Origin of the sequence: Microbacterium sp. cx-59 (assembly GCF_020805625.1) — a bacterium.
In the GTDB taxonomy this organism is placed as follows: domain Bacteria; phylum Actinomycetota; class Actinomycetes; order Actinomycetales; family Microbacteriaceae; genus Microbacterium.
Genome location: NZ_JAJHGO010000004.1, coordinates 483396 through 503426, shown reverse-complemented (window position 1 = coordinate 503426; position 20031 = coordinate 483396). Strand labels below are relative to the sequence as shown.

19 protein-coding genes are annotated in these 20031 nt (G+C 69.5%); 17 read left to right on the top strand and 2 right to left on the bottom strand.

What is annotated here, in order from left to right; all coding sequences use genetic code 11:
- Positions 1-1041 precede the first annotated feature (1041 nt).
- The 17 genes from LMI96_RS05845 to der all read left to right on the top strand — a co-directional run bounded on the left by LMI96_RS05845 (position 1042) and on the right by der (position 17320).
- On the top strand, positions 1042-1962 hold the full coding sequence (locus LMI96_RS05845; protein WP_228360790.1) for a hypothetical protein: 921 nt from the start codon (positions 1042-1044) through the stop codon (positions 1960-1962).
- Positions 1962-2990 carry an HAD-IIA family hydrolase gene (locus LMI96_RS05840; RefSeq protein WP_223721612.1) on the top strand — a complete coding sequence of 343 codons (1029 nt, stop codon included), beginning with the start codon at positions 1962-1964 and terminating at the stop codon, positions 2988-2990. The genes LMI96_RS05845 and LMI96_RS05840 overlap by 1 nt, the downstream gene beginning before the upstream one ends.
- 39 nt (positions 2991-3029) lie before the next feature.
- On the top strand, positions 3030-3194 hold the full coding sequence (locus tag LMI96_RS05835) for a hypothetical protein (protein ID WP_228360789.1): 165 nt from the start codon (positions 3030-3032) through the stop codon (positions 3192-3194).
- On the top strand, positions 3191-3991 hold the full coding sequence (locus tag LMI96_RS05830) for a TlyA family RNA methyltransferase (RefSeq protein WP_223721610.1): 801 nt from the start codon (positions 3191-3193) through the stop codon (positions 3989-3991). Before LMI96_RS05835 ends, LMI96_RS05830 begins: the two co-directional genes overlap by 4 nt.
- Positions 3988-4932, top strand: coding sequence for an NAD kinase (locus LMI96_RS05825; protein WP_223721609.1), 945 nt, complete (start codon positions 3988-3990; stop codon positions 4930-4932). Before LMI96_RS05830 ends, LMI96_RS05825 begins: the two co-directional genes overlap by 4 nt.
- Positions 4929-6626 carry a DNA repair protein RecN gene (gene recN, locus LMI96_RS05820; RefSeq protein WP_228360788.1) on the top strand — a complete coding sequence of 566 codons (1698 nt, stop codon included), beginning with the start codon at positions 4929-4931 and terminating at the stop codon, positions 6624-6626. The genes LMI96_RS05825 and recN overlap by 4 nt, the downstream gene beginning before the upstream one ends.
- 14 nt (positions 6627-6640) lie before the next feature.
- Positions 6641-8344, top strand: coding sequence for a CTP synthase (locus LMI96_RS05815; protein ID WP_228360787.1), 1704 nt, complete (start codon positions 6641-6643; stop codon positions 8342-8344).
- Between the two features lies 1 nt (position 8345).
- Positions 8346-8930 (top strand): NUDIX hydrolase, encoded by a 585-nt coding sequence (locus LMI96_RS05810; RefSeq protein ID WP_223721606.1) that lies wholly within the window; start codon positions 8346-8348, stop codon positions 8928-8930.
- A gap of 1 nt (position 8931) precedes the next feature.
- The gene (locus LMI96_RS05805; RefSeq protein WP_223721605.1) at positions 8932-9855 is read left to right on the top strand and encodes a site-specific tyrosine recombinase XerD; all 924 of its coding nucleotides are present in this window, start codon (positions 8932-8934) and stop codon (positions 9853-9855) included.
- A 218-nt stretch (positions 9856-10073) separates the two neighbouring features.
- Complete coding sequence (locus tag LMI96_RS05800; protein WP_223721604.1) at positions 10074-10670, top strand: vitamin K epoxide reductase family protein; 597 nt, start codon at positions 10074-10076, stop codon at positions 10668-10670.
- 136 nt (positions 10671-10806) lie between these two features.
- Entirely contained in the window at positions 10807-11685 is an 879-nt protein-coding gene (locus LMI96_RS05795; protein ID WP_223721603.1) for a ParA family protein, read from the top strand.
- A complete protein-coding gene (locus LMI96_RS05790; RefSeq protein WP_223721602.1) occupies positions 11669-12520 on the top strand; it encodes a ScpA family protein in 852 nt (283 codons plus the stop codon). The genes LMI96_RS05795 and LMI96_RS05790 overlap by 17 nt, the downstream gene beginning before the upstream one ends.
- Positions 12510-13184, top strand: a complete 675-nt coding sequence (gene scpB / locus LMI96_RS05785) for an SMC-Scp complex subunit ScpB (protein WP_223721601.1) — start codon at positions 12510-12512, stop codon at positions 13182-13184. Before LMI96_RS05790 ends, scpB begins: the two co-directional genes overlap by 11 nt.
- A gap of 31 nt (positions 13185-13215) precedes the next feature.
- Positions 13216-14004 (top strand): pseudouridine synthase, encoded by a 789-nt coding sequence (locus tag LMI96_RS05780; protein WP_223721600.1) that lies wholly within the window; start codon positions 13216-13218, stop codon positions 14002-14004.
- Complete coding sequence (locus tag LMI96_RS05775; RefSeq protein ID WP_223721599.1) at positions 14001-15128, top strand: prephenate dehydrogenase; 1128 nt, start codon at positions 14001-14003, stop codon at positions 15126-15128. The genes LMI96_RS05780 and LMI96_RS05775 overlap by 4 nt, the downstream gene beginning before the upstream one ends.
- Complete coding sequence (cmk, locus tag LMI96_RS05770) at positions 15121-15807, top strand: (d)CMP kinase (RefSeq protein ID WP_223721598.1); 687 nt, start codon at positions 15121-15123, stop codon at positions 15805-15807. The genes LMI96_RS05775 and cmk overlap by 8 nt, the downstream gene beginning before the upstream one ends.
- Positions 15797-17320, top strand: a complete 1524-nt coding sequence (gene der / locus LMI96_RS05765) for a ribosome biogenesis GTPase Der (protein WP_223721597.1) — start codon at positions 15797-15799, stop codon at positions 17318-17320. The genes cmk and der overlap by 11 nt, the downstream gene beginning before the upstream one ends.
- Before the next feature lie 7 nt (positions 17321-17327).
- On the opposite strand, the gene LMI96_RS05760 is transcribed toward der, so the two are convergent.
- Both LMI96_RS05760 and LMI96_RS05755 read right to left on the bottom strand, forming a co-directional pair.
- Entirely contained in the window at positions 17328-18068 is a 741-nt protein-coding gene (locus tag LMI96_RS05760) for an anaerobic ribonucleoside-triphosphate reductase activating protein (RefSeq protein WP_223721596.1), read from the bottom strand.
- Positions 18069-18076: 8 nt separating this feature from the next.
- Entirely contained in the window at positions 18077-19942 is a 1866-nt protein-coding gene (locus LMI96_RS05755) for a ribonucleoside triphosphate reductase (RefSeq protein WP_228360786.1), read from the bottom strand.
- Positions 19943-20031: the final 89 nt, after the last annotated feature.

Here is a 20031-nt window from a genome sequence, read left to right as displayed (position 1 = left end):
CGCCGATGGTACTGCAGGGGGGACCCTGTGGGAGAGTAGGACACCGCCGGACTTCTTTTCACAAAACAGTAAAGGCCACCCAGTGACGGGTGGCCTTTACTGCGTTACGGACACCCTCCAGAAGGAGACGAGATGTCGGAGAACGATCGCGATAAAAAGGGCGACGACGACCGTCGACGCTCCGGGGATGGACAGCGTCCCCGACGTTCTTCCGATGGTCCCGCTCGAGGCGGGTCTTCGTCGACCGGTCGGAGCGGTGGCGCAGATCGTCGTTCCGGCGATCGCGCGGGTTCGGGTGATCGCCCGTATCGCCCTCGCAACGACAACTCTTCGGGTGACCGTCCTTATCGGCCCCGTGCCGAGGGCGGTTCGAGCGAGCGCCCCGCCCGTCCCCGCAATGACAGTGCGTCCGGGGACCGTCCGTACCGTCCTCGCGCCGAGGGTGGTTCCGGAGACCGTCCCTACCGTCCCCGCAATGACAGTTCTTCCGGTGACCGCCCTTATCGTCCCCGAACGGAGGGTGGTTCGGGAGACCGTCCGTACCGTCCCCGTAGTGACAGCGCTTCGGGCGATCGTCCGTACCGTCCCCGCAACGACAGCTCTTCCGGTGACCGCCCTTATCGTCCCCGCACCGAGGGTGGTTCCGGCGACCGTCCTTACCGTCCGCGCACGGAGGGCGGTTCCGGCGACCGTCCTTACCGTCCCCGTACCGAGGGTGGTTCCGGGGACCGTCCCTACCGTCCCCGCAATGACAGCTCTTCCGACGGCCGTCCTTACCGTCCCCGTACCGAGGGTGGTTCCAGCGACCGGCCGTACCGTCCCCGTACCGAGGGTGGTTCCGGCGATCGGCCGTACCGTCCTCGCGCCGAGGGTGCTTCCGGAGACCGTCCGTACCGTCCCCGTACCGAGGGCGGTTCTGGAGACCGTCCGTACCGTCCTCGTCAGGACGGGGGAGCGGATCGTCGCTCGGGTCGCCCCTCTGATCGGGGTTCGTCCGATCGTGGGGGCTACCGGGGAACGCGTCCGCCGCAGGATGCCGATGTGCGTGCGGCGAAGGCGGCGGAGCCGGATCTCCCCGACGAGATCACGCCGAAGGACCTGCACCCGAGTGCGCGCAACGAGCTGAAGACGCTGAGCAAAGAGAACGCGGAGGCCGTCGCGCGGCACCTCGCAATGGCCGCTCAGCTCATCGACGAAGAGCCGGAGAAAGCCCACGAGCACGCGCTGGCCGCGTCACGTCGCGCTGGCCGCATTGCGGTCGTCCGCGAGACCGTCGCGATCACGGCGTACGCGCTGGGAGATTACGCCCTGGCGCTGCGTGAGCTTCGTACTTACCGTCGCATCTCCGGTCGTGAGGACCAGGTGGCACTCATGGTCGACAGCGAGCGTGGTGTGGGTCGCCCGGATCGCGCCGTCGAACTCGGCCGCTCGGTCGATCGCGCGGAGCTGCCCACTCTCGCTCGTGTCGAACTCGCGATCGCGATGTCCGGCGCACGGCTCGACCTCGGCGACCCTGCGCGCGCGTTGACCGAACTGGACATTCCGGAACTCGATCCCGATCGCGCGTTCGAGTGGAGCCCGTCGCTCTTCCAGGCGCGGGCGACCGTACTCGAGGAGCTCGGGCGCGACGACGAAGCAGCGGAATGGCACCGCCGAGCCGTTGTGGCCGCGGACGCGATCGATGATTCCACCGGTGTGGGCACCGACGAGGAGATCCTCGTCGTCGAGGAGTTCGACGAGGACGCTCTCGACGACGCAGACGACCTCGACGACGCAGACGACCTCTCTGAAGCTGAAGCTGAAGCTGAAGCTGAAGCTGAAGCTGAAGCTGAACGTGAAGTTGAGCCCGAGCCCGAGTCGGACATCAACACGGACGATCTCGACGAGCCGAACGGTGCGTCGGTCGACGCGGCGGATGCGGCATCCGAATCGGGCGAGGACGACACGCGAGACGACGTCTGATGGCGCTCTTCTCCCGTGCGGCGACTCCGCTCGATGACGTGGATGCGGTTCTGGCCGACCTCGACGGCGTCGTGTACGCCGGTGCCGGTGCGCTGCCGTACGCCGTGGAAAGCCTGAACGAAGCCGCGAAGACTCGGCGTCTCGGATTCATCACGAACAACGCGTCGCGAACCGATGCGTCCGTCGCCGCGCACCTGACCGATCTGGGTCTGCATGTCGCGGCGGACGATGTCGTGACCAGCCCGCAGGCCGCGGTGCGTCTGTTGAAGACGCGCGTCGAGCCGGGCTCGGTCATCATGGTTGTCGGCGGCGAGGGCCTGGTCTTCGAACTCGAGAAGGCCGGTTACGTCGTCACGCGAAGCGCGGATGATTCTCCGGCGGCGGTGGTGCAGGGTTTCGCGCCGCACGTGGGCTGGTCCGACCTCGCGGAGGCGGCGTTCGCGCTGAAGCTTCCCGAGGACGAGGGTGGGATTCCCTGGATCGCAACGAACACCGACTGGACGATCCCGCAGTCGCGCGGCATCGCGCCGGGAAACGGCACGCTCGTGTCTGCCGTGCATACGGCCATCGGGCGTCTCGCGACGGTGGCAGGCAAGCCGGAGATTCCGATCTTCGAAGAGGCCGTGGCGCGTTTCGGTGCGCGTCATCCGCTCTTCATCGGCGACCGACTCGACACCGATATCGCCGGCGCGCAAGCGGCCGGCATCCGGTCTGCGCTCGTTCTGACCGGTATCGACCGGCCCAAACACGTCCTCGCGGCGCCGTCGAACTCGCGACCCGATTTTATCCTCGGCGACCTGCGTGAACTCCACGAGCCCTACCCCGCGACGCGGGTCAAGGGAGATGTCACGATCGTCCGCGACGCGCGCGTGGCGATCGACGGCGCGGACCTCCGCATCCTCGAGGCGGGTTCCCGTCCGATCGACCTCGTGCGTGCGGGTGCGGCCGCGGTGTGGGCGAGCGGACGAGCGATCTTCGGCTTCCGCGTTCCCGAAGAGCTCTACGCGGATTCGTTCCACCGTCCCTGACGTCCCCGCCGATGCCAGGCGCGACCGTATCCTGGAGGGATGGACGGTCACGAGACGGATGAGGCACCCCACGACGGACCCGACGATCTGCTTCCGGCCCTCGAGGTGATCGAGCAGCAGCCCCTCGCGGCTCGCGCTACCGCGTACTCGGCGGTCCTCGACGACCTTGCCCGCCGGCTCGAGTCCGGTCCGGCCGGCGCATGAGTCCGCGCCTGGACGCCGAGCTCGCCGCACGAGGACTCGCTCGATCCCGGTCGCACGCGGCGACCCTGGTCACCGACGGTCTCGTGCGCGTCGATGGGATGGGGGTCGTGAAGCCCTCGCATTCCGTGACGGCGGAGACCACGATCGATGTCGCCGCATCCGACCACTACGTCAGCCGTGCGGCGCACAAGCTCGTCGCGGCCCTCGACTCCTTCGCCATCGACGTTTCGGGGCGCGCGGCGCTCGACATGGGAGCGTCGACCGGCGGGTTCACCCAGGTGCTCCGCGAGCGGGGCGCGTCACGTGTCGTCGCGGTCGACGTGGGCCACGGCCAGCTCGCCCCGCGGGTGGCGGCCGATGCGGGCGTCACCTCGATCGAGGGGTTCAACGTGCGTTACATGACGCCTGAATCTCTCGCCGAGGCGGTGGGGGAGCCGTTCTCGCCCGACGTGATCACGGGTGACCTGTCGTTCATCTCGCTCGGGCACGTGCTGCCCGCCGTGCGCGCGGTGTCCGGTGACGACACCGACATCGTGCTGCTGATCAAACCGCAGTTCGAGGTCGGGCGCACGGCCGTCCGCGGGGGTCTGGTGACGGATGCGGCACTCCGCGCGGACGCCGTATCGCAGGTGCTGTGGACCGCGTGGGATCAGGGCCTCGGTGTGCGCGGGCTCATCACGTCGCCGATTCTCGGAACGCACGGCAACAGCGAGTACGTCGTGCATCTCGGCCGCCGTGGCGGCAGCATTCCGACAGAATGGGAATCCACCGTGATCGAGCTGACGGGAGTGCGATGACCAGCGAACGCTACATCCTCATCGTCGCGCACGCGCGGCGCGACGACACGGTCGATGCCGCCGCGCGGGTCATCGGTGCGCTGCTCGCTGCGGGTGCGGTCCCGGTGCTCGCAGAAGACGACCGCGCGGAGCTGATCGAGCTTCTGCCCGCGTGCTCGAGCCTGCCGACGCTGGGGCTCGACATCCCGCTGTCGGAGATCGAACTCGCGATCGTGCTGGGCGGGGACGGCACGATCCTCCGCGCCGCCGAGATGGTGCGCGGGGGGACCGCGCCGCTGCTGGGCATCAACCTCGGCCACGTCGGGTTCCTCGCCGAGAGCGAGCGCGACGACATGGATGACGCGGTCGCCCGGGTCATCGCCCGCGACTATCGCGTCGAGGAGCGCCTCGCGCTCTCGGTGCGGGTGAAAGACGCATCCGGCGCCGTGATCTACGAGACCTGGGCGCTGAACGAGGCGACGGTCGAGAAGGCCAGCCGCGAGCGGATGCTGGAGGTCGTGATCGAGGTCGATGGCCGGCCGCTCTCCAGCTTCGGCTGCGACGGCGTCGTCGTGTCGACGCCCACCGGATCGACCGCCTACAACTTCTCCGCGGGCGGGCCCGTGATCTGGCCGACCGTGGAAGCCATCGCGGTCGTCCCGCTCTCTGCGCACGCCCTGTTCGCCAAGCCGCTCGTCGTGGGGCCGGAGGCCGCCGTCGCGATCGAGGTTCTCGCGCGGACGAACGGCACCGGCATCCTCTGGTGCGACGGCCGGCGTTCCCACGAGTTGCCGCCCGGTGCGCGCGTGGTCGCTCGGCGTTCCACCCGTCCGGTGCGGCTGGCGCGGCTGCATCCGCCGGCATTCACCGACCGTTTGGTGCAGAAGTTCCGCCTGCCGGTCACCGGATGGCGCGGCCCCGATCCCGCCGTCTCGGACGGCGCCTCGGGACTCTCCTCGTGATCGAGGAGATGCGGCTGCGCGGACTCGGGGTCATCGCCGATGCGACCCTGCCCGTCGGGCCCGGGTTCACCGCGATCACCGGGGAGACCGGCGCGGGAAAGACGATGGTCGTGACCGGCCTCGGGCTCCTGCTCGGCCAGCGCGCCGACTCGGGCGCCGTGCGTTCCGGAACGGGCGGCGCGGCGGTCGACGGCGTGTGGATCGTGGCGGATGACGGACCGGTGGCGGAGCGCGTGCGCGACGCGGGCGGCGACCTCGACCCCGTCGGTGACGGTCGCGCCGAGCTCATGCTCGGGCGAACGCTGAGCGGCGAAGGCCGAAGTCGCGCGACGGTCGGCGGACGATCGGCGCCCGTCGGGGTTCTCGCTGATCTGGCCGACCTCCTGGTGGTCGTGCACGGCCAGTCCGACCAGTTACGGCTGAAGTCCGCTGCGGCCCAGCGCGACGCGCTCGACCGGTTCGGAGGCGCGGCGATCAGCTCCGCGCTGGCGACCTATCGCGCGGCGTACGACGCGCTGCGCGCCGTCTCGCGGGAGCTCGACGGTCTCGTGACCTCGCGGGACGAGCGCGCTCGGGAGGCGGAGGAACTCCGCGTCGCCCTGGCGGAGATCGAAGCCGTCGATCCGCAGGCGGGGGAGGACGTCGCACTCGCGCAACGGGCCGAGCGACTCTCGAACATCGAGGAGCTGCGCGAATCGGCCGCGCTCGCGCACGCCGCGCTCTCGAACGAAGACGAGGCGCCGGATGCCCTGACGCTCGTCGCCGAGGCGCGACGCGCGCTCGAGCGGGCCGCCGGGAGCGACGAGACCCTGCAGGACCTCGCCGGTCAGGCGGCGGACATCGGCTACCGGCTCACGGATTTGGCGACCACGATCGCGGGCTACCTCGCGGACCTCGACGAGAGCGGGCCGGCCGAGCTCGCCGCCGTCGAGGAACGGCGGTCGGTGCTCTCCGCGCTCGTGCGCGTGCACGGTTCGCTCGACGCGGCGCGCGACCTGACGTCATCCGGCGGTCTCCGCCTCGCGGAGCTCGAGGACGACGGCACCCGGGTCGAGCGGCTCCAGGCCGAGCGGGATGCGGCCGCCGCCGCACTCGATCAGGCCGCCGCCGAACTGACCGCCCGGCGGACGGCGGCGGCGGTGCGTCTCGGTGCCGCCGTGACCGAGGAGCTGCGCGCTCTGGCGCTGCCGGATGCGCGCGTCGACGTGTCGGTGAGCGAAGGATCCGAGACCGTGGCCGGCCGCGACGACGTCGCGATCCTGTTGGCACCGCATCCGGGCGCCGAACCCCGGCCCGTCTCGCGCGGAGCCTCCGGCGGTGAACTCAGCCGGGTCATGCTCGCGATCGAGGTCGTGATCGCGGGAACCGACCCGGTCCCGACCTTCGTGTTCGACGAGGTGGACGCCGGGATCGGCGGTGCCGCCGCCATCGAGGTCGGGCGGCGACTCGCCCGGCTGGCGCAGAACGCGCAGGTCATCGCGGTCACCCATCTCGCGCAGGTCGCGGCCTTCGCGAACAACCACTTGAGCGTCGTCAAAGCCCACGACGGGTCGGTGACCTCCTCGAGCGTGCAGCGATTGGAGGGCGCCGATCGTGAGGCCGAGATGGCGCGTCTGCTCTCCGGGTTGGCAGACTCGGACGCAGCTCTGACCCACGCGCGCGAGTTGCTCGCGCTCGCTCGTCCCACCCGCTGATAGGATGGAAGCCCGTGACGCACTCTTCTGGCTCAGGCCTTTCTCACGGTTCGAACGACGACACCACCAAGCACATTTTCGTGACGGGCGGTGTCGTCTCCTCGTTGGGTAAGGGTCTGACGGCCGCCAGTCTCGGCAATCTCCTCACTGCGCGAGGCCTTCACGTCGTCATGCAGAAGCTCGACCCGTATCTGAACGTCGACCCGGGAACGATGAACCCGTTCCAGCACGGCGAGGTCTTCGTGACCGACGACGGTGCCGAAACCGACCTCGACATCGGTCACTACGAGCGCTTCCTCGACATCGAGCTCAGCCAGGCCGCCAACGTCACCACGGGACAGATCTACTCCCAGGTGATCGCGCGCGAGCGACGCGGCGAGTATCTCGGCGACACCGTGCAGGTCATTCCGCACATCACCGACGAGATCAAGCGACGGATGCGGCTGCAGGCCGACCAGACGCCGAAGCCCGACGTGATCATCACCGAGATCGGCGGCACGGTCGGCGACATCGAGTCGCAGCCGTTCATCGAGTCCGCGCGTCAGATCCGTCACGAGCTCGGCAGGCAGAACGTGTTCTTCGTGCACGTGTCGCTCGTGCCCTTCATGGGCGCGTCCGGCGAGCAGAAGACCAAGCCCACCCAGCACTCGGTCGCGACGCTCCGCTCGATCGGAATCCAGCCCGACGCGCTCGTGCTCCGCAGCGACCGCCCCGTCACCGAGTCCAACAAGCGCAAGATCGCGCTGATGTGCGACGTCGACGAGTCCGCCGTCGTCAACGCCGTCGACGTGCCGAGCATCTACGACATCCCGACGATGCTGCACGACCAGGGCCTCGACGACTACATCGTCCGCGCGCTCGGTCTCGCCAAGGCGGCCGAGGTCGACTGGTCGCGCTGGCAGCAGGTGCTCGGCGCCGTGCACAACCCGAAGCACGAGGTGACGATCGGGCTGGTCGGCAAGTACATCGACCTGCCCGACGCGTACCTATCGGTCACGGAGGCGCTGAAGGCCGGCGGTTTCGCGCACGAGACCCACGTCACGATCACCTGGATCCCCTCCGACACCTGCGAGACGCCCGAGGGCGCGGCGAAGGCCCTGTCCGGGCTCGACGGCATCATCGTGCCCGGCGGCTTCGGCATCCGCGGGATTGAAGGAAAGCTCGGTGCGCTCCGGTTCGCCCGCGAACAGGGGATTCCGACGCTCGGCATCTGCCTCGGCTTGCAGTGCATGGTCATCGAGTACGCGCGGAACGTCGCGGGTCTCGAGGGAGCATCGTCGAGCGAGTTCGATCCGCAGACCCCACACCCGGTCGTCGCGACGATGGCCGAGCAGGTCGACATCCTCGAGAGCGGCGACCTGGGCGGCACGATGCGGCTCGGTCTGTACCCTGCCGACCTCGCCGCGGGTTCGATCGCTGCGGAGGTGTACGGTGCCGACCGCGCGTCGGAGCGTCACCGTCACCGCTACGAGGTCAACAACGCGTACCGCGAGCAGCTGAGCGCCGCGGGCATCGTGTTCTCGGGTCTGAACCCCGAGCTCGGGCTGGTCGAGTACGTCGAACTGCCCCGCGACGTGCACCCGTACTACATCGCGACGCAGGCGCACCCCGAGCTCCGCTCGCGCCCGACGGCGCCGCATCCGCTGTTCCGCGGCCTGATCGGCGCGGCCCTCGAGCGGCACCGTTCGAGCGAGCTCTTCGACGTCGAGAACGGCTGAGATGACCGCCGCCGAGCTCCACGACGAACCGTTCGACCCGGAGGTGCTCGCGAGCGATCTCGTCTACGAGGGCCGTGTCTGGAACGTGCGGTCCGACACGGTTCGCTACAACGACGGCGAGATGGTGCGGCAGTACGTCGACCACACCGGAGCGGCGGCGGTCGTCGCGATCGACGACGACGGGCGGATGCTGCTGATCCAGCAGTATCGGCATCCGATCCGTCATCGCGACTGGGAGATCCCGGCGGGCCTGCTCGATGTGCCCGGGGAGGCGCCGGAACTCGCGGCGCGGCGAGAGCTCGCGGAGGAGGCCGACCTCGAGGCGTCGTCGTGGGAGCCGCTCGTCAGCATGTTCACCACGCCCGGAGGCAGCGACGAGATCGTGCACATCTTTCTCGCCCGCGGGGTGCGAACGGTCGCGGCGGATTACACGCGCGAAGACGAAGAGGCCGACATCCGCCAGGAGTGGGTGCCGCTCGACGACGTCGTGACGGCCGTTCTGGCCGGAAGGATGCGCAACAGCATCTTGATGGCGGGGGCGTTCGCCGCGGCGGAACGGCTGAGGCGGGCCGGCGCGGTGTCCTGACGTGCAGCTCGAGCGTGCCGTCGACGCGTACCTGCGTCATGTGACGATCGAGCGCGGTCTGTCGGGCCACACCGTCGCCGCCTATCGACGCGACCTCGCCGGGTATGTCGCGTGGATGGTGGCGCGCGGCATCACGGATGCGGAAGCGGTCACGCCCGCCCTCGTGGCCGAGTTCGTGTCCGAGCGGGCCGGCGCCGACCCGCGTCCGGCGGCGACGTCGCTCGCGCGGTTGCAGTCCTCGGTGCGGGGGCTGCACCGCTTCCTCGTTCGCGAGGGTCGTGCCGAGGAGGATCCCGCATCCGCCCTCCGGCCGCCGACCCTGCCGCAGCGCCTGCCGAAGGCGCTGACGATCGACCAGGTGGAGCGGCTGCTGGATGCCGCCGGCCCCGCGCCCGGGGCGGAGACGGTGAGCGACCTGGTTCCGGTACGGGACCGTGCCCTCGTGGAGCTGCTCTACGCGACGGGCGCGCGGGTGTCGGAGATCGTGCAGCTCGACGTCGACGACCTCGCGCACGGTGACGTGCTGAGGGTGCGGGGCAAGGGTGCGAAGGAGCGCATCGTGCCGGTGGGGTCGTTCGCGCGGTCGGCGACGGATGCGTACCTCACGCGCGCGCGGCCCGAGCTCGCCCGGCGCGGCAGCAGCACGCCGCGCCTCTTCCTCGGCGCGCGCGGGGCGCCGTTGTCGCGGCAGAGTGCGTGGGCGGTGCTGCAGACGGCGGCCGAGCGGGCGGGGCTCGATGCGCACGTGTCGCCGCACACGCTCCGGCACTCCTTCGCGACCCACCTGCTGCAGGGCGGAGCGGACGTCCGGGTCGTGCAGGAACTCCTCGGGCACTCCTCGGTCGCGACGACGCAGATATACACGCACCTCACGGTCGATACCCTGCGCGATGTCTACACGACCGCGCACCCCCGCGCGCGCTGAGCCGCCGCTGTCGCTCCTGCAGCATCCGCATCCGCTGTCGCTGCCGCATCCGCCGTCGCGAGATTCGGAGATGCGATGAGATTCGGAGCGCCCGCGCCGTTCTTCTCCGAATCCCGTGACATCTCCGAATCCCGTGACGCTCCCAGTGACCGGCCGGGCGGGGTTTTTCCCGGCGGGCGGGACCGAAGTGCGCGGGCGGATGCGGCGAGGATCGACCCATGCCCGTCCGCACCGCGTCACCCGCCCGCGCCACGGCGATCTTCTGGATCGTCGCGGGCCTCATCGGGGAGGCGGTCTCGTTCCTGCTGTACCTCGAGTACGTCGGCCAGCTCACCGGCGCCGACGCGATCGTGTCGTGCCAGCTGAGCGTGATCGTCACGTGCGGACCCAACCTGCTCTCGCCGGGCGGCAATCTGCTCGGTTTCAGCAACTCGATCATCGGCATCGTGATGTTCCTCGGCCCGGTGTACGCGGGTGTGAGCGCGCTCGCCGCATCCGGTGGCCACCGACTCTGGTTCTGGCGCGTCTACCAGTGCTTCCTCGCCGCCGGGTTCGCGCTCGTGCACCTGTTCGCGTATCGCAGCATCTTCGAGTACGGGTCGCTCTGCCCGTGGTGCATGATCGTGTGGCTCGTGACCGTGCCGCTGTTCTGGGTGACGCTCGGGTGGACCCTCCGCGCGGGCGTCTGGGGCGTCGGCTCACGAGGGTTCGGGCAGTGGCTCCGCTCGTGGGCGCCGCTCATCGCGATCGTGAACCTCGCCCTCATCGCGGTCGTCGCGCAGGTGCGGCTCGACGCGCTCGGCTCGCTCTTCTGACGTTCCGTCGCCGCGGGCGATGCCGTTTGCGGCATGCCCTTCCCGCGCGGCGTGCTCGGCGTCGCTAGAATCGAGGCAGGGGTTCGGGTCGGGAGTTCCGACGGACCCAGAGATCGGGAGTACGGTGGCGCAGCGCGTGAGCAAGGCAACGAGGACGTCGTCCGGCAAGGACGATACGCTTCTCGGGCCGACCGGTCGTCCCTATCACGGGTTCCCGACGCCGCCCGCTCTCGACAGCCACGGTCCTGCGCGCATCATCGCCCTCTGCAACCAGAAGGGTGGCGTGGGCAAGACCACGACGACCATCAACCTGGCTGCCTCGCTCGCGGCCTACGGGCGCAAAGTGCTCGCGGTCGACTTCGACCCGCAGGGCGCACTTTCGGCCGGGCTCGGCATCCAGACGCATGACGCGCCGACCATCTACGACCTACTGCTCGACACCAAGCGCGACCCGCGGACCACGATCGTGCACACCTCGGTCGAGGGACTCGACGTCATTCCCGCCAACATCGACCTGTCGGCGGCCGAGGTGCACCTGGTCAACGAGGTCGCGCGCGAGACGATCCTCGCCCGCGTGCTGCGCCATGTCGCGTCCGATTACGACGTGATCCTGATCGACTGCCAGCCCTCGCTCGGCCTCCTCACGGTCAACGCGCTCACGGCGAGCCACGGCGTGCTGATACCGCTCGAGTGCGAGTTCTTCGCGCTCCGCGGCGTGGCCCTCCTGATCGAGACGATCGACAAGGTGCGCGACCGCTTGAACCCGAGCATCACGCTCGACGGTGTGCTCGCCACGATGTACGACCCCCGCACGCTGCACTCGCGCGAGGTTCTGGAGCGGGTGGTGGAGGCCTTCGGGAACGACGTCCTCGAAACCGTGATCGGCCGCACCGTGAAGTTCCCGGATGCGTCGGTGTCGGGCATGCCGATCACCGAGTTCGCCCCCGAACATGCGGCCGCGCAGGCGTATCTGCGGCTCGCGCGGGAGCTGGTCGCCCGTGGCGCCGTCGCCTGAGCGCGAACCCGCCGCATCCGATCCGGGACCCCTCGCGCCCGCTGCGCCCGACGACTCGGGCTTCCGTGTCACCGTCGGTGCGTTCGACGGCCCGTTCGACCTGCTTCTCTCTCTGATCTCGAAGCGCGAGCTCGACATCACCGAGGTCTCGCTGAGCGCGGTGACCGACGAGTTCATCGCCTACCTGCGGGCCCTCGGACCGGATGCGGAGCTCGATGAGACATCCCAGTTCCTGGTCGTCGCGGCGACGCTGCTCGACATGAAGGTCGCGGGGCTGCTGCCGCAGGGCGAGCTCGTCGACGCCGAAGCGGTCGCGCTGCTCGAGGCGCGGGATCTGCTGTTCGCGCGGCTGCTGCAGTACCGCGCGTTCAAAGAGGTCTCGACGTGGTTCGCCCGATGCTTGGAGCGGGAAGACCGCCGGCACGTCCGGAGCGTGCGCATCGATGAGAAGTACCGCCGCGCCGCGCCGGAACTCGTCTGGAGCCTCAGCGCGGAGGACTTCGCCGCGCTCGCCATGCTCGCGATGGCGCCGAAAGAGGTTCCGATCGTCGGTCTCGATCATCTGCACGCGCCGCTCGTCAGCATCCGGGAGCAGGCGGCGATCGTCGTGACCCTTCTGCGCGAGAAGGGCACGCTGAACTTCCGCGACCTCATCGCCGGGGTGACGGTGCCCGGCGTCATCGTCGCGCGATTCCTGTCGATCCTCGAGCTCTACCGGAACTCGGCACTCTCGTTCGAGCAGCTGGAGCCGCTCGGGGAGCTCACTCTGCGCTGGAGCGCGGAACGCTGGTCCGACGACAACCTCGCCACCCTGGGAGCCGACTATGACCGCTGACCACGTGGAGACGCCGAACGGCGGTGTCGAGAGCCCGTCCGGCGAGAGTCGGGCGTTCGAAGAGACCCCCGCGACCGAGCCCGAAACCGGTCCCGGCTGGCCGCAGGATGTCGGTTCGGTCGCGCGTCGACTCGAAGCCGTGCTGCTGCTCGTGGACGAGTCGCACAGCGTGGTGAGCCTGGCCGCCGCCGTGAGCGCGCCCGTGCCCGCGGTGCGGAAGGCCATCGCGGCGCTCGTCGCGGACTACGACGGACAGTCGGACGGGCCCCAGCGGGGGTTCGAGCTGCGCGAGGTCGGCGGCGGATGGCGCCTCTACGTGCGTGAGGAATACGACCGGCTGATCGCCGAGTTCCTCGGCACGCAGCAGCCGTCGCGCCTGTCGCAGGCGGCGCTCGAGACACTCGCGGTCATCGCCTACAAGCAACCTGTCACCCGCGGTCAGGTAGCCTCGATTCGTGCCGTGAACGTCGACTCGGTCGTCCGAACACTCGTGGGCCGTGGGCTCATCACCGAGGTCGGACACGACGGCGAGACCGGCGCCATCCTCTACGGCACGACCGAGGCGCTGCTCGAGCACCTCGGGATCAACGCCCTCGATGAGCTGCCGCACATCTCGCCGCTGCTCGATGACGGGTCGGCGGGCTTCGACGAAGCAATCCGGTGAGCGCGACGCGCTCTCCGCGGAAGGACACACCATGAACGACGACAGCACGCTCGATACCGAGGGCGTTCGCCTGCAGAAGGTATTGGCGAACGCGGGCGTCGCCTCCCGCCGGGTCGCGGAGAACCTGATCGTCGAGGGCCGCGTGCGCGTCAACGGCGAAACCGTCACCGAACTCGGCAGCCGGATCGACCCGGAGACCGATCTCGTCGACGTCGATGGCGTCGCCATCCAGCTCGACCAGTCCAAGCGCTACGTCATGCTGAACAAGCCGACCGGCGTGGTCAGCTCGATGCGGGATGACCGGGGCCGCCCCGACCTCCGTCAGTTCACGGCGGAATGGGAGGAGCGCCTCTACAACGTCGGGCGTCTGGATGCGGAGACGAGCGGTCTGCTGATCCTCACGAACGACGGCGGACTCGCGCACGTGCTCGCGCACCCCTCGTTCGGTGTCACCAAGGTCTACATCGCGAAGGTCGAGGGACGCGTGCTGCCGCAGACCATCGCGCGTCTGACCCGCGGGGTCGAGCTGGAGGACGGACCGATCGCGGCCGACAAGGCGCGCCTGCTCGACACGTCGGGGGAGACCAGCCTCGTCGAGCTCACGCTGCACTCCGGACGCAACCGGATCGTGCGACGGATGCTGGCCGAGGTCGGCCACCCGGTGCGCGAGCTCGTGCGCCGCCAGTTCGGTCCGCTGCACCTCGGACCCCTCGCGGCGGGCCGCGCACGGGAGTTGACTACGATAGAGCGGGGTGCGCTTCTCACGCTCGCGCGCCGCGGTGCCGGCGAGGTGCCGCCCGAAGAGCAGGAGAACGAGTGAGCGACACCATCGCAGCAGGCGTGCCCGCGCGCGTCGCGCCGCGGACGGCGGGCCTTGTGCGCGTCGTCGGTGCCGGTCTCCTCGGGGCGAGCATCGGCCACGCGCTGACCGCTCTCGGCGTCGACGTCGCGTTGGCCGACACGTCGCCCGCGCAACTGCAGCTCGCGATCGACTACGGGGCGGGGCGCGCCGCATCCGCCGCCGACCTCCCGGCGCTCGTCGTGGTCGCCGTGCCGCCCGATGTGACCGCCGATGTCGTCGAGCGCGAACTGGCCGCTTTCCCGGGGGCCGTCGTCACCGATGTCGCGAGCGTGAAGATCGCCCCCCTCCACGAGCTCCGCTCGCGCGGCGTCGACCTCCGCCGCTACATCGGTTCGCACCCGCTCGCCGGGCGCGAACGCGGCGGGGCCATCGCCGCGCGCGCCGACCTGTTCATCGGACGCCCGTGGGTCGTCTGCCGTGACGGTGAGACCACCGCATCCGATCTCGCGCTCGTCGAGGGGCTCGCGCTGGATCTGGGGGCGACGCCGCTCGAGATGACTCCCGAGGAGCACGACCGTTCGGTCGCCCTCGTGTCGCACGTTCCCCAGCTCGTCGCGAGCCTGCTCGCCGGCCGTTTCGTCTCCGCACCAGACGGCTCGCTCCGCCTCGCCGGGCAGGGCGTGCGCGACACCACACGGATCGCTGCTTCAGCGCCCGAACTCTGGGTGCAGATCCTCGGGGCGAACTCCGGTCCGGTCGTCGAGGTGCTCGACGCGCTCGCCGGTGACCTCACCGACGTCGCCGACGCGCTGCGGGCGCCGACGGCGCCGGGTGCGCGACGGGCCGTGGCCGACACGATCCGACGCGGCAACCAGGGTGTCGAACGTCTCCCCGGCAAGCACGGTCAGAACCGCCGCTTCGAAACGGTCGTCGTCATGGTCGATGACACCCCCGGCCAGCTCGGCCGGCTCTTCGGTGAGCTCGGTGAGCTCGGTGTCAACGTCGAAGACCTGCGCCTCGAGCATTCGCCGGGCGCCCAGTTCGGTCTCGCCGAGATCAGTGTCGTACCCAGCGCCGCCGGACCCGCCGCCGCGGGCCTGGAAGAGCGCGGATGGAAGATTGCGAGCAGTTCCCATGAATGAGGACGTCTTCATCGTCGCGGTGGATGGTCCCGCCGGCAGCGGAAAGTCGTCGGTGTCGAAAGAGGCCGCCCGCCGCCTCCGGTTCGGCTATCTCGACACCGGTGCTGTGTATCGCGCGCTCGCCTGGCATGCGCTCGATCACGGTGTCGACACCTCGGACTCCACCGCGGTCGTCGAGGTGCTCGGCGATTTCGACGCCGCGATCTCGCTCGATCCCGACGACTACTGGGTGCGTGTCGGCGAGGTCGATGTGACCTCTGCCATCCGTGAACCCCGCGTGGCCGACGCGGTCAGCGGCGTCGCCCGGGTCTCGGTCGTGCGGCACGCCGTGAACGATCGGTTCCGCGCGTTGATCGCGGACTCCGACCGCGCCGGCGTGGTGGTGGAAGGCCGCGACATCACGACCGTGGTGGCGCCCGACGCCCCCGTCCGGGTGCTGCTCACCGCGTCTCCCGAGGTGCGCGCGGCCCGCCGTTCGGCGGAGATGACGGATGCGGACGCCGCTGCCGTCGCCGATGCGCTGCACCGCCGCGACGCATCGGATTCCGCCGTCGTGGATTTCATGTCGGCGGCGCCGGGCGTGGAGGTCGTGGACACGACCGAACTCGATTTCGAAGGATCGGTGACGGCGCTTCTCGCTGTCGTCGCGAAGATGCAGGAGGTGCAGAATGCGCGCTGAAGACGAATACGAAGCAGGGCCCGATCAGCTCGAGGAGCGGTTGGCGGACATCGATGAGACGCTGGCCGAACAGCGTGCGTCGGCGCTCCGCGAGGGGCTGTCGGACTACGACCTCGATGACGAGGATGCCGACGTTCTCGCGGGCCTTCTCGGCGAGGGCGACGGGATCGAGTACTCCGCGGCTCTTCCGGTCGTCGCCATCGTGGGCCGCCCGAACGTCGGCAAGTCCGCGCTCGTGAACCGGATCCTCGGCCGTCGTGAGGCCGTCGTGGAAGACACTCCCGGTGTCACCCGTGACCGCGTGATCTACAAGGCCGAGTGGCTCGACCGTCGCTTCTCGCTGGTCGACACCGGCGGGTGGGAGCCGGATGCCCGCGGTATCGACCGTTCGGTCGCGCTGCAGGCCGAGATCGCGATCGACCTCGCCGACGTCGTCATGTTCGTCGTCGACGCGATGGTCGGGGTGACCGCGACCGACGAGCACGTCGTGAAGCTGCTCCGCCGCAGCGGCAAGCCGGTCATGGTCGTCGCGAACAAGATCGACGACGCCCGCCAGGAGCCGGAGGCGGCCGCGCTCTGGAACCTCGGCCTCGGGGTGCCGTATCCGGTGTCGGCCATTCACGGTCGTGGCGTCGCCGACATGCTCGACGAGCTCATGAAGGTGATGCCGGAGGTCTCGGCCGTCGGCAAGCAGGAGATCGGCGGCCCGCGTCGCGTCGCGATCCTCGGCCGCCCGAACGTCGGCAAGTCGTCGCTGCTGAACAAGGCGGCCGGTGAGGAGCGCGTTGTCGTCAACGAGCTCGCCGGCACGACCCGCGACCCGGTGGACGAGGTCGTCGAGCTCGGCGGCAAGCTGTGGCGCCTGGTGGACACCGCCGGCATCCGTCGCCGCGTGCACCTGCAGCAGGGTGCGGACTTCTACGCGTCGCTGCGCACCTCGGCCGCGCTCGAAAAAGCGGAGGTCGCCGTCGTCGTTCTGGACGTCTCGCAGCCGCTCAGCGAGCAGGACGTGCGCATCATCGACCTGGTGCTCGAATCCGGTCGCGCCCTGGTGCTCGCCTTCAACAAGTGGGACCGGCTGAACGACGACGACATGGAGGGAATCGACCGACGTCGGTACCTCGAGCGTGAGATCGAGCAGGACCTCGCGCACGTCGCGTGGGCGCCGCGGGTCAACATCTCCGCCCGCACCGGTCGGCACTTCGACCGCCTCGTGCCCGCGCTCGAGACCGCGCTCGCCTCCTGGGATCAGCGCATCTCGACCGGCAAGTTCAACGCGTTCCTCTCCGAACTCGTGGCCGAGCACCCGCATCCGCTTCGTGGGGGCAAGCAGCCCCGCATCCTGTTCGGCACGCAGGCGAGCACCCGCCCGCCGACTTTCGTGCTGTTCACGACCGGCTTCCTGGACCCTGGCTACCGCCGGTTCATCCAGCGTCGTCTCCGTGAGATCTGGGGCTTCGAGGGAACCCCGATCCTGGTGAATATGCGAGTGCGCGAGAAGAAGCAGCGCTGAGCCGGGTTCACCGGACGATGACTTCGGTGAACCGCTCCCGCGGAAGTTCGTCGAACTGCAGCGCCGAGCGGACGGGTGTCCCCGAGCGGGCGCCCGTCGGCCGGTAGCGCTGCAGCGCCCACGTCTCGACGCCCCGCTCGGCGAGGTCGTGGCCGAGCGCGGCGAGCCCGGTGTCGTCGGTGAGGTCCGGATGCGCGGTGGTGCGCACCTCGTACCCGAGGGGACGCGGCGTGTCGCGCCGCACGAGGTGATTCGCGATCACGAGTTCGAGCGAGCGTTCGGCTGCCCGCCCGCTCGAGGGGCGCCCGGTGACCTGACCGTACTCGGCGAATCGTGCCTTGACGTCGATTCCGATCCAGTCCACCTTCGGCAGGATGCGGGCGAGCAGCGCCGGATACGGACCCCCGGTGTGGAGCCCGACGGAGAATCCAAGGCGCCGGACGTCGTCGATCGCGGCGCCCAGACCGCGCTGCATCGTCGGTTCGCCGCCCGAGAAGACGACGCCGTCGAGCAGGCCGGTGCGGGTGCCGAGGAAGGTCAGGACGTCCGGCCACGTCAGCGCCCCCGGGGTGCGGGGGTCGATCAGGTCGGGATTGTGGCAGTACACGCAGTCCCAGGGGCACCCCTGCAGAAAGACGGTCGCGACGAGCATGCCCGGCCGATCGACGGTCGAGAGCCGGGTGAGTCCCGCGATGCGGAGGCCGACCGCCCGGGGTACTCCGGTCGCGGGGAGGTGTGCGGCAGACACGGCGGCGCTCAGACCGCATCCGGCACGAGGTACGCCTCGGCCGCGCGGAACGAGAACGGAACCCGCTCGGCCGCCTCGCCCTGCTTGCCGATGTTGAACGACGAGATTGGGCGGAAGTAGCCCATCACCCGGGTCCACACCTCGCAGGTCGCGCCGCAGTCGGGGCAGAGTTCGTGCTCGCCGGATCGGTACCCGTGGGCGGGGCAGATGGAGAAGGTCGGGGTGACCGTGATGTACGGGATGCGGAACTGCTCGAGCGCGCGGCGCACCAGCGCGCGGCACGCCGCGGCTGACGGGGCGGCTTCGCCCATGTAGAGGTGGAGAACGGTGCCGCCGGTGTACTTCTGCTGGAGCTCTTCCTGCAGCGTCATGGCCTCGAAGGCGTCGTCGGTGAATCCGACGGGAAGCTGCGAGGAGTTCGTGTAATACGGGTTCGTGGCCGTTCCGGCCTGCAGGATCGCCGCGGGACCGAAGTGCTCGCCATCCGATTTCGCGAACCGGTAGGTCGCGCTCTCGGCGGGGGTCGCCTCGAGGTTGTACATGTGGCCGGTCTGCTCTTGGAACTCCACCATCCGATCGCGCACGTGATCGAGGATCGTGCCGGCGAGAGCGATGCCGGATGCGGTGGTGACGTCGTCCTGGCCGTGGGTGAAGTTGCGGACGAGCTCGTTGAGGCCGTTCACGCCGATCGTCGAGAAGTGGTTCTCGAGGGTGCCGAGATAGCGCTGGGTGTAGGGGAACAGGCCGCCTGCGAGGTGGTGGCCGATGACGTCCCGTTTGGCTTCGAGAGAGTCGCGGGCGATCTCGAGCAGTGCGTCCAGTCGGGCGAGGAGCGTGGTGCGGTCGCCCGCGTGCACGAATCCGAGGCGGGCGCAGTTGATGGTGACGACGCCGATGGACCCGGTCTGTTCGGCCGAACCGAAGAGTCCGTTGCCGCGTTTGAGGAGCTCGGTGAGGTCGAGCTGCAAGCGGCAGCACATGGATCGGATCATGTGCGGATCGAGGTCGGAGTTCAGGAAGTTCTGGAAGTAGGGGAGGCCGTACTTGGCGGTCATCGCGAAGAGAGCATCGACCTCGGGGGTGTCCCAGTCGAAGTCGGGGGTGATGTTGTAGGTCGGGATGGGGAACGTGAACGCACGGCCGTCGCTGTCGCCGGCGGTCATCACGTCGATGAAGGCACGATTGATCATCGCCATCTCGGGGGCGAGGTCGCCGTAGGTGAAGTCGGCGACCTGCCCGCCGACGAGCGGATGCTGGGGGGCGAGGTCGTCGGGGCAGGTCCAGTCGAACGTGAGGTTCGTGAACGGCGTCTGCGTTCCCCAGCGGGACGGAACGTTCAGGTTGAAGACCATCTCCTGGATGCCCTGGCGTACGTCGGTCTGGGTCAGGCCGTCGAGGCGCACGTATGGGGCGAGGTAGGTGTCGAAGGAGCTGAAGGCCTGCGCGCCGGCCCACTCGTTCTGGAGCGTGCCGAGGAAGTTCACGATCTGGCCGAGTGCGCTGGAGAAGTGGCGGGCTGGCGCGGAGGAGATCTTGCCCGGGATGCCGTTGAAGCCCTGCTCGAGGAGGTTTCGCAGCGACCATCCGGCGCAGTAGCCGGCGAAGACGTCGAGGTCGTGGATGTGCAGGTCGCCGTCGCGGTGGGCGGCGCCGGCGGCGGGGGAGTAGACCTCGTCGAGCCAGTAGTTGGCGATCAGTTTGCCGGAGGCGTTCAAGATGAGTCCGCCGAGCGAGTAGCCCTGGTTGGCGTTCGCGTTCACGCGCCAGTCCTGGCGGCGCAGGTACTCGTCGATCGTCTCGGCGACAGCGATGGTGCGAGGTGTTGCGGTGGTGGGGCTGGTCGGGGCGGGGATGGGGGTCGAGGTGGGGGTCATGGCGCGCTCCTGGTGCGGTGAGGGGAGGCGGCGCTGCGGATCGGTGGAGCGTCGTCGAAACGCAATATATGGGGGTACGTGCGACGATC